This is a genomic window from Pseudomonas morbosilactucae, assembly GCF_023241665.1.
GTDB classification, from domain to species: Bacteria; Pseudomonadota; Gammaproteobacteria; order Pseudomonadales; family Pseudomonadaceae; genus Aquipseudomonas; species Aquipseudomonas morbosilactucae.
Map to the genome: position 1 here is coordinate 1 of NZ_JALQCX010000001.1, position 8,917 is coordinate 8,917.

At 62.1% G+C, this 8,917-nt stretch carries 5 protein-coding genes and 1 pseudogene; 5 read left to right on the forward strand and 1 reads right to left on the reverse strand.

From position 1 onward, the window contains the following. Positions 1-1,456 (reverse strand): annotated as a pseudogene (locus M1B35_RS00005) (efflux transporter outer membrane subunit); the annotation flags it as partial. 87 nt (positions 1,457-1,543) lie between these two features. Between M1B35_RS00005 and M1B35_RS00010 the strand changes: the two are divergent. The 5 genes from M1B35_RS00010 to M1B35_RS00030 all read left to right on the forward strand — a co-directional run bounded on the left by M1B35_RS00010 (position 1,544) and on the right by M1B35_RS00030 (position 8,743). Then, positions 1,544-2,164, forward strand: a complete 621-nt coding sequence (locus tag M1B35_RS00010; protein WP_123333333.1) for a TetR/AcrR family transcriptional regulator — start codon at positions 1,544-1,546, stop codon at positions 2,162-2,164. A gap of 176 nt (positions 2,165-2,340) precedes the next feature. After that, positions 2,341-3,462 carry an efflux RND transporter periplasmic adaptor subunit gene (locus tag M1B35_RS00015; protein ID WP_123333331.1) on the forward strand — a complete coding sequence of 374 codons (1,122 nt, stop codon included), beginning with the start codon at positions 2,341-2,343 and terminating at the stop codon, positions 3,460-3,462. Further along, a complete protein-coding gene (locus tag M1B35_RS00020; RefSeq protein ID WP_268260833.1) occupies positions 3,459-6,545 on the forward strand; it encodes an efflux RND transporter permease subunit in 3,087 nt (1,028 codons plus the stop codon). Before M1B35_RS00015 ends, M1B35_RS00020 begins: the two co-directional genes overlap by 4 nt. Positions 6,546-6,662: 117 nt before the next feature. After that, positions 6,663-7,967, forward strand: a complete 1,305-nt coding sequence (fabF, locus tag M1B35_RS00025) for a beta-ketoacyl-ACP synthase II (RefSeq protein WP_268260834.1) — start codon at positions 6,663-6,665, stop codon at positions 7,965-7,967. Further along, entirely contained in the window at positions 7,964-8,743 is a 780-nt protein-coding gene (locus tag M1B35_RS00030) for a thioesterase family protein (RefSeq protein WP_268260835.1), read from the forward strand. The genes fabF and M1B35_RS00030 overlap by 4 nt, the downstream gene beginning before the upstream one ends. Positions 8,744-8,917 lie beyond the last annotated feature (174 nt).

Sequence of the window (8,917 nt, forward strand, 5' to 3'; positions counted from 1 at the left end):
GTGGGCGCTGGCTTGCCAGCGAGGGTGTCCTGCCAGCCGCCGCCCAGTGCTTTGAACGTGGCCACCGCAGCGCGAGCCGATTCGGTTTGGGCCTGGGCCCTGCCGTCCGATGCCGCCAGGAGATGCTCATCGGCATCCAGGACTTCGATCAGGCTGACCACGCCTTTTTCATAGGCGCTAAACGAGGTCGCTCGGGCCTTCGCATACGCCGACTCACCCTGGCAAGCCGGGTCGATTGCTGCTCGCGATTGATCCGTGCCGACACCGCGTTTTCCACCTCTTCGCAGGCCCGCAGGACGGACTGTCGGTAAGCCGCCAAGTCTTCAGCTTCCTGGCCTTTTGCCAAGTCGATCTGGGCGTTGATGCGGCCAAAATCGAACAGTCTCCAGCGTAACCCCAGTGCCGCCGAGGCCTGGCTGGCGCCGTTGCTGAACAGGTTTGCGCTAGAGACCGAGGTGGCACTGCCGAGCAGTGCCGCCACGGACAGTTTGGGGTAGTACTCGGCCATGGCTTCGCCGATGCGGGCGTTGGAGGCCGCAAGGCGGCGCTCGGCAACGATCAGGTCTGGGCGCCGCCGCAGCAGGTCGGCGGGCGTCCCCATGGCGGCAAGACGTGGGACATCCGGGATGGGCGCGGGCTCACTCAGCGATGCGCGGTAAGTACCCGGTGGTTTGCCGAGCATCACGTCCAGCGCGTTCAGGGTTGCATCCAGACCAGCTTGCAGGACCGGCACGCTGGCCTGGGCTTGACTCAGCGCGCCTTGGGCCTGGTTTAGCTGCAGTTCGGCAGCCAGACCTTTTGCATAAAGGTGTTCGAGGGTGCCGAGCAGTTGCTGTCGTGTGCCCACTTGCTGCCGGGCAATGTCCAAGCGCGCTTGCAGGCCTCGGATGCTGATGTAAAGGTCGGCGGTTTGTGCGACCACTGCCAGTCGTGTGGCCATCGCCCCGGCTTGCGAGGCCTGGTAATCGGCGAGGGCGGCTTCTTGGCCTCGGCGTAGGCCGCCGAACACATCCAGCTCCCAGCCGGCATTCAAGTTCATTTCATAAGCACTGCCGTAGCGATCATAGGATGGGGTTGAGTTGAGCACTTGGCCCAATGGCGTTTCCAATGACTGCCGGGCTCGGGCTGCTTGGCCGTTGACGGTGGCGGAGGGCAGCAGGGCCGCATCAGCAGCCCCCAAGCCGGAACGAGCCTGCTCGATCCGTGCGGCGGCTTGGGCTAAATCGAGGTTCTGCGCGAGCGCACTGTTGATCAACTGGCTGAGTAGTGGGTCATTGAATGCGTTCCACCACGCGGCGAGCTCGGCAGGGGCGGCGACGGTTTGTGATGCCGTTGCGGTTGGCGCCGAGAAAGACGCGGGCAACTCCACAGAAGGGGCTGAATAGTCAGGGCCCACGGCACAGCCTGAAATCATGCCCATACACAGCAGCACGGCAAAACGAGGAGGAGGGTGCATGGGGTGCCTGCAAAAAGGTTGATTTGTGACGATATTACAATTTGGTCACAAGTTGTCAACCACCTTGGGGATGCGTAAGCTGCTCCCATGAATCAGCTATCCGTTTCTTCGCCCAGCCTCCGAGGCCCCGCCGATCACGACATTCGAGACCAGATTGTCGCGGCGGCCAACGAACATTTCAGTCAGTACGGTTACGCTAAGACAACCGTCTCGGACCTCGCCAAGGCCATTGGTTTTTCCAAGGCTTATATCTACAAGTTCTTTGATTCCAAGCAGGCCATAGGTGAAGCCATCTGTAGCCACTGCCTGTCGCAAATGATTGCAGCGGTGGAACAGGCCATCAATGTCGAGGGCATCTCGCCGACCGAGCGTTTTCGGCGCCTGGTCAAAACCCTGATCGCAACCGGCGTTAGCCTGTTCTTCAACGACCGTAAACTCTATGACATTGCAGCGTTCTCGGCGTCGGAGCGCTGGCCCAGTTCGCAAGTCTATGACGCTCAGATCAAGCACTTCGTCTTGCAAATCGTGCGTGAGGGGCGAGAACTCGGTGAGTTCGAGCGCAAGACGCCGCTGGATGAAACCGTCGATGCGATTCACCTTGCCTTGCGACCGTTCATCAATCCTTTGCTCTTGCAGCACAACCTCGATTTTGTTGAAGACGCCCCTGCGCTGATCTCCAACCTGGTCCTGCGCAGCCTGATGCCTTAAGCACCCAGACGGGCGGATGCGTCCTGCATCCGCGCCGGCGTGCGCCTGGAAAAACCAATCCTCAGCTTCTCTGCGGCGTTCTGGTCAGCGGGTTGACCTTTGTTCGCTCGCTTTGTGACTATTGACAGAATTGGTCACTTGAATAAGCATGGCGCATTCGCTACCCAGAGGTCTCTATGATCCAGCGCCACTCTCCGTCATTCATGTTCATTGCCTTGTTGCCGTTTGCCCTGACGGCCTGCAACGAGGCCACGCCTGCCGATCCTCGCCTGCAAGTGCCCTTGGTACGCGTGGTTACGGTTCAAGCCTCCGCGCCTGCGCAACGTGTATTCAGCGGCATCGTCGCGGCTCGGGTGCAGAGCGACCTGGGGTTTCGGGTACCGGGGAAAGTCCTGGAGCGCCTGGTGGATGCAGGCCAGCGCGTCAAACGTGGTCAGCCCCTGATGCGCATCGATGCCAACGACCTGACGCTGGCCGCACGGGCGCAACAGGAAGCGGTGCTGGCGGCCATGGCACGAGCCCGGCAGACCTCCGATGACGAGCTTCGCTACCGTGACTTGGTGTCCGTCGGCGCGGTATCGGCCTCGGCCTACGCCGGGATCAAAGCGGCTGCCGACTCGGCAAAAGCGCAGCTCAATGCGGCCCAGGCCCAGGCGGATGTGGCAAAAAACGCGACCGGCTATTCGACGTTGCTAGCGGATGCTGACGGGGTGGTGGTGGACACCCTGGCGGAACCGGGGCAGGTGGTGGGTGCCGGGCAAGTGGTGGTACGGGTCGCTCATTCAGGGCAGCGCGAAGCCGTCATCCAGCTGCCCGAAACCCTGCGTCCTGCGTTGGGTTCGGTGGCGGCGGTTGAGCTCTACGGGCAGAGCCAGCCTGGGGGCAGTGCGCGTCTACGCCAGTTGTCCGATGCGGCTGATCGACAGACGCGAACCTTCGAGGCGCGTTATGTGCTGGAGGGTTCGCTGGCCAACGCCACCCTGGGTTCGACCGTTTCGGTAGTGATCGCAGCGGCGCAGGGGGCCGAGGTCCAGGCCTTGCAGGTGCCGATGGGAGCGCTCTACGACGCCGGCAAAGGGCCAGGGGTCTGGGTCGTGGGCGGTGACCCTGAACAGGTGACATGGCGCCCGATCCAGGTTCGCAGCCTGAACGACCAGGCCAGCGTACGCGTCACGGGTGACCTGCAGGTGGGTGAGCGCGTGGTCGCGTTGGGGGCGCACTTGTTACGCGAAGGGGAGAAGGTCCGGACTGAACGTGCCGGTCTCGATCAACATCCAGTGGTCGAGGTGAGTCGATGAGCGGCTTCAATCTTTCCGCACTGGCGGTTCGCGAGCGCTCGATCACCCTGTTTTTGATCCTGCTGATTTCCGTGGGCGGCTTGTACGCCTTCTTCAAACTGGGGCGTGCCGAAGACCCTGCCTTCACGATCAAACAAATGACCGTGGTCACCGCCTGGCCCGGGGCCTCGGCCCAGGAGATGCAAGACCAGGTGGTAGAAAAGCTGGAAAAACGCATGCAGGAGCTGCGGTGGTATGACCGCACCGAAACGTTTACCCGGCCCGGTTTGGCCTTCACCACGGTGTACCTGCTCGACAGCACGCCGCCTTCAGCGGTCCAGGAGGAGTTTTACCAGGCACGCAAGAAAATCCTCGATGAGCAGAAGGGCCTGCCGCCTGGGGTGATTGGGCCGATGGTCAATGATGAATATGCCGATGTCACCTTCGCGCTCTATGCGCTCAAAGCCAAAGGTGAGCCGCAGCGTTTGCTGGTGCGCGAAGCCGAGAGCTTGCGCCAGCGCCTGCTGCATGTGGCGGGTGTGAAGAAGGTCAACATCATCGGCGAACAGGCCGAGCGCATTTTTGTCGAGCTGTCCTACGAGCGCCTGGCGACACTGGGCATTTCCGCACGAGAGATCTTCAGTGCGTTGAATGCGCAGAACATGATGACCCCTGCCGGTTCAGTGGAAGCGCACGGTCCCGAGGTGTTCATTCGCCTGGATGGCGCGTTTGATGACTTGCAGAAAATTCGCGACACCCCGCTGACTCTCCAGGGCAGAACCCTGAAATTGGCTGATGTGGCGCAGGTCACGCGCGGTTATGAGGACCCGGCGACATTCCTGGTGCGCAACAACGGCGAGCCAGCCTTGTTGCTCGGCGTGGTCATGCGCGACGGCTGGAACGGCCTGGATCTGGGCAAGTCGCTGGAGGCCGAGGCCACTGCAATCAATGAGCAGATGCCTTTGGGCATGAGCCTGACCAAGGTCACTGATCAGGCGGTGAACATCGACGCCTCGGTCAACGAGTTCATGGTGAAGTTTTTTGCCGCCCTGGGCGTGGTGTTGCTGGTGTGTTTTATCAGCATGGGCTGGCGTGTCGGCGTCGTGGTAGCGGCGGCAGTGCCGCTGACCCTCGCCGCGGTGTTCATTGTCATGGCCGCCACGGGCAAGGACTTTGACCGGATTACCTTGGGGTCGTTGATTCTGGCGCTGGGACTGCTGGTGGACGACGCCATCATTGCCATTGAGATGATGGTGGTGAAGATGGAAGAGGGCTACGACCGCATCAAGGCCTCGGCTTATGCCTGGAGCCACACGGCCGCACCGATGTTGTCAGGGACGCTGGTGACGGCAATCGGCTTTATGCCCAATGGCTTTGCCAAATCCACGGCCGGTGAGTACACCGCGAACATGTTCTGGATCGTCGGCATTGCGCTGATTACATCCTGGGTGGTGGCGGTGGTGTTTACTCCCTACCTCGGGGTCAAACTGCTGCCACCGATCAAGGTGCCGGAGGGCGGGCATGGGGCGATATACGGCACCCCGAACTACCAGCGTTTCAGGCGCCTGCTGGGCAGTGTGATACGTCGCAAAGGCCTGGTGGCGACCTCCGTCGTCGGATTGTTTGTGGTGGCGATCCTGGGCATGGGGGTGGTCAACAAACAGTTCTTCCCAACGTCCGATCGGCCAGAGGTGCTGGTTGAAGTGCAGATGCCCCACGGCACTTCGATCGAACAGACGGATGCTGCGGCGGCCAAGGTTGAAGCATGGCTGGCCCAGCAGCCGGAAGCGAAGATTGTCACCGCCTACATTGGCCAGGGCGCGCCGCGCTTTTACTTGGCCATGGCCCCGGAGTTACCCGATCCCTCCTTCGCCAAAATCGTTGTGCTGACCGCCAGCCAGCAGGAGCGCGAGGCACTCAAGCTGCGCCTCAGGCAAGCGGCGGCCGATGGCTTGGCGCCTGAAGCCCGAGTGCGAGTCACGCAGCTGGTGTTTGGTCCTTATTCACCCTATCCGGTGGCCTTCCGGGTCATGGGCGCCGACCCTGCCGTGTTGCGCGGTATCGCCGAGCAGGTGCGTGGAGTCATGAGCGCCAGCCCGCTGATGAGGACCGTCAACACTGACTTGGGCGAGCGCGCACCGGCACTTCACCTCGCCCTGGATCAGGACCGCCTGCAGGCATTCGGCTTGACCTCGAGCGACGTTGCGCAACAGTTGCAGTTCCTGCTGACGGGGGTGCCAGTCACTGAGGTGCGTGAGGACATTCGTTCGGTCCAGGTGGTGGCTCGCTCGGCGGGAGAGACGCGCCTGGATCCGTCGAAACTGGCGGCCTTCACCCTGACCGGTGCCCAAGGCCAGCGCGTGTCGCTGTCCCAGGTGGGGACGGTGGAGGTGCGCATGGAGGAACCCATCCTGCGGCGTCGTGATCGCACGCCGACCATCACCGTGCGCGGTGACGTGGCTGAAGGTCTCCAGCCGCCGGATGTCTCCAATGCCCTGATCACGCAGTTGCAGCCCCTCATCGAAACGCTGCCCAAGGGGTACCGCATCGAGCTCGCCGGCGCGATCGAGGAGTCGGGTAAAGCCAACAAGGCCTTGCTGCCGTTGTTCCCGATCATGATCGCGCTGATGTTGCTGACCATCATCATTCAGGTGCGCTCGATGTCGGCCATGTGGATGGTGTTTGCCACCGCGCCCCTGGGCCTGATTGGTGTGGTGCCGATTCTGCTGCTGTTCCAGCAACCATTCGGGATCAACGCCTTGGTGGGGCTGATTGCGTTGTCCGGCATTCTGATGCGCAACACGCTGATCCTGATTGGCCAGATTCATTCCAACGAGCAAGCCGGCTTGTCGCCCTACAACGCGGTGGTCGAAGCCACTGTGCAGCGTGCACGGCCGGTCATCCTCACCGCGCTGGCGGCCATGCTGGCGTTCATTCCGCTGACCCATTCGGTGTTTTGGGGAACGCTGGCCTACACCCTGATTGGCGGCACCTTTGCCGGCACCGTGCTGACCCTGGTGTTCCTGCCGGCGATGTATGCCCTGTGGTTCAAGATCAGGCCCGAAACCCCTCAGGAGCCCTCGACCCACCCACACCCAGCCTGAATGAGAGAGCAAGCGCTCGCGGAGGCGAGCGAGCTTCTTTCTCAAGCCGGCCGAAGACAGCAGCTAATCAGGGCCCCGATTAACCGGGCCCTGACGAAGATCGCATGAGGTGAATCAATGTCATTGGAAAGCAAACGTATCGTAGTCACTGGTATGGGAGTCGTTTCTCCCTTGGGTTGTGGTGTGGAGGAAGTCTGGCGCCGTTTGTTGGAGGGGCAGTCCGGTATCACCGCCTTGCCGGATGAATTGAGTGAGGGGGTCGGATGCGCGGTAGGAGGCCGGGTGCCTTCACTGGAACAGGACCCTGTTGCGGGTTTTGATCCGGAGTTGGCCGCCTCGGCAAAGGACCGGAAGAAAATCGACCGGTTTATCGAATTTGCCCTTCTGGCGGCAGGCGAGGCCTTGGCTCAAGCCCAGTGGTCACCCGGGCAGGGCACTGAGCAGGAGCGGACGGCGACGATCATTGGCACGGGGATTGGCGGCTTCACCGCGATAGCCAATGCGGTTCGCACCACTGACGAGCGCGGGCCCGGTCGACTCTCACCCTTCACCATCCCGTCGTTTCTTGCCAACCTGGCGGCGGGTCATGTCTCGATCAAATATCACTTCAAGGGTCCGCTGGGGGCTCCGGTCACTGCCTGCGCCGCCGGGGTGCAAGCCATTGGCGACGCGGCTCGGTTAATCCGCTCGGGTGAAGCCGACATCGCGTTGTGCGGCGGGGCTGAGGCGGCCATTCATCGCGTCAGCCTCGCTGGGTTCGCTGCTGCTCGAGCACTGTCCAGCCATTTTAACGATCGCCCCGAGCAAGCCTCTCGCCCCTTCGATCAGGATCGGGACGGTTTCGTCATGGGCGAGGGCGCCGGGTTACTGGTGATCGAGTCCCTTGAACATGCCTTGGCACGGGGAGCGCAGCCGATCGCCGAGTTGATCGGGTATGGCACCAGCGCGGACGCCCATCATCTGACCGCAGGCCCTGAGGACGGTAATGGTGCCCGCCGTGCAATGCAGCAGGCGCTGGATCAGGCCGGGCTCAACCCCGAAGACATTCAGCACATCAACGCCCATGCCACATCAACGCCCATTGGTGATAAAGGTGAGTTGGCGGCGATTCGTGGGTTGTTCGGTTCTTCCTCGCACGTTGCGATTACGTCGACCAAGTCCGCCACCGGTCACTTGCTGGGGGCGGCTGGCGGCCTGGAAGCCGTGTTCACCGTTCTGGCACTGCGCGACCAAATCGTTCCGCCGACGCTCAACTTGCTCAACCCGGATGAAGCGGCTACGGGCTTGAACCTGGTCGCCCTTCAATCCAGGCCCATGGCAATCCAGCACGCCATGTCCAATGGCTTTGGCTTCGGTGGGGTGAATGCCAGCGTGCTGTTTCGCCGCTGGACTGATGCGTCGGATGGCGGAGCCGTGACATGAGTTCGTTTGCCCAGCTAATCAAGCAATTCGATCCGTCGCGGCCGTTCGATTCACCGGCCAATTGGCGACAGGGGCGCACTGTTTTTGGCGGGTTGTCCGCGGCGCTTTCCCTCGAGACCATCCTGCGCAATGAAACAGTCGACTTACCGCCGTTCAAGTCCGCGCAAGTGTCGTTCATCGGGCCTGTCACGCAGCCTCAGACCTTCAACTCCAGCGTCTTGCGCGAGGGGCGATCAGCGACCTCTGTGGCCGTCGATTGCCTGTCGGGCGACGAGTTGGCGTTGCGCACAACCCTGTCGTTTGTACGGCCGCGGGCCAGTCGCATTGTCCACGACTCGTGGTGTCGCCCACCCGTGGGCGGCCCTTCCGAGTACACAACACTGGAGTTGGACCCCGCTGTAGCCCCGGCTTGCGCCTACAACTTTGAAATGCGTCCTGCGGGCGGATCGCTACCGGTGTCGGCCGCGGAAAATCCCGAGTTGCTGATGTGGGTCCGTCATCTGGATGCACAAGGTGTCGACCCGGCGGTCGCCCTGATTGCCCTGGCTGACAGTCTGCCGCCAGCTGCCATGACCTGCTTCACCGAACCGGCGGCGATCAGTTCGGCCTCCTGGATGATTGACTTGCCGCAGCCGGCCGTTGCCGGCGAATGGTTCCTCATCAACTCCTTTAGCCAGCAGGCACTGGAAGGGTATTCCTTGCAGGACATGGAAATCTGGGATGAAAGCGGCCGAAGGGTACTTTGGGCCCGTCAGACCGTAGCGATTTTTACCTGACGTGGTAGGTGGGGGGGGAGCCTCAAGCGGCGAGCTTCAAGCTTCAAGGGTTGATCGCCGGCGAGCCGGCTCCTACAGGGGGGGATTTTGCGGGGTGCCGTAGGAGCTGGCTTGCCAGCGATGGCGATCTTCAAAGCAGTGCAGGGCTTGAGGACTGATCGCCGGCAAGCCGGC